This window comes from Methylophaga sp. UBA5088 (assembly GCF_002414625.1).
GTDB classification, from domain to species: Bacteria; Pseudomonadota; Gammaproteobacteria; order Nitrosococcales; family Methylophagaceae; genus Methylophaga; species Methylophaga marina.
On the sequence record NZ_DIAC01000099.1, the window covers coordinates 18,901 to 20,330 of the forward strand.

At 46.3% G+C, this 1,430-nt stretch carries 1 protein-coding gene and 1 pseudogene; both read left to right on the forward strand.

Annotation, left to right across the window (positions count from 1 at the left end; genetic code table 11):
- On the forward strand, window positions 1-686 hold a 686-nt coding region (locus tag B4K20_RS12505; protein ID WP_289283130.1), incomplete at its 5' end, for a FecR family protein.
- Window positions 687-789: 103 nt separating this feature from the next.
- Window positions 790-1,430: pseudogene (locus B4K20_RS12510) on the forward strand (TonB-dependent receptor); the annotation flags it as partial.

Here is a 1,430-nt window from a genome sequence, read left to right on the forward strand (position 1 = left end):
AAAGCGTGGGTGGTGCTAGTGGCGTGGCCTATAAACAACGAACTTTTTCTACTTGGATGGCACAATATCGTACGGGGACGGGTGAACGTAAAACAATACAGCTGGCAGATGGTAGCCAAGTATCACTTAATACCGATACGGCTCTGGATGTGAATATCAGTGAGCATGCCAGAGAGTTAACACTCTATCGTGGTGAGATTCTTGTTGAAACAGGCAAACAGATGCCTGAGCAAGACTTTATTGTAAAAACGGCACAAGGAACAGTCAAAGCGCTCGGCACCGGCTTTCAGGTTAGATGTCATGATGATACAACCTGGGTCGGCGTTAGCCAACATGCGGTGGAAGTTATGCCGGAAAAAGCCAGTAAAGCCGTCAAAGTTCAAGCCGGCCACTGCATGCGTTTTAACACATTGAAACACGGTTCGTTGAGTTTGATGCCCGTCAATATGGATGCCTGGACACAGGGGATGTTGATTGTCAGCAACTGGCGACTGGATCAATTTTTAAACGAACTCGGCCGTTATCACAAAGGAACATTACATTGTGATGCTGGCGTTTCATCACTTCGTATCTCTGGGGCATTTAATATCAATGACACCCGTGCGGTATTAGAAAATCTCAGTAGCACTTTGCCAGTCAAAGTCCGTTATTTCACGCGTTTCTGGGCACAAGTTGAACCTGTCTGAATATTTTTTTGTTTAAGGGGGTTAACGATTCTGCTGTGTCGTTCGGCCTGTTAGATAGCAGCGTTATCGCAACGCTAATATCCATTAACTAACAGGACTAGTGATGAAACACACCACTTTCTTACCTTTAACGTTGTCGCCATTAAGCCGACAACTCATCATGGCAGGGATGTTAACGACCGCCATGGTGAGCACTGATCTCACAACCAACATCAGCTATGCAGACAGTGTGACTCAGCAACAAAGCTTTCATATTCAAGCAGGCTCACTCGAGTCGGCACTCAATCAATTTTCTGTGCAGAGTGGGATTACCGTCTCGTTTAGCCCCGATGTAGTGGCAGGCATCCAGACCTCAGCTTACCAAGGGACTAAAGCGCCATCCTCGTTATTGAGTGAACTATTAGCTAATACAGGCTTAGAGGCGACCTTACTATCCAATGGCAGTTACTCTATCGTCAGAAAATCAGCCCCCGTTGCTGTCACACCCAAGCAGAAACAGAGTGTTGAGCTGGACGATCTATTGATTACCTCGACACGTTCTGACACCCAGCTCAAAGATTCGCCACAAGTGGTCACAGTGATTAATCGTGAGCAGATTGAACAGCAGATGGAAATGAGCAGTGATAGCTCTCAAATTTTAAGTAATTTGTTACCTTCATTTTCACCCAGCCGTCAGAAGCTCACCAGTGGTGGTGAAACCTTCCGTGGTCGTTCGCCGTTATTTTTGATTGATCGTGTGCCTCA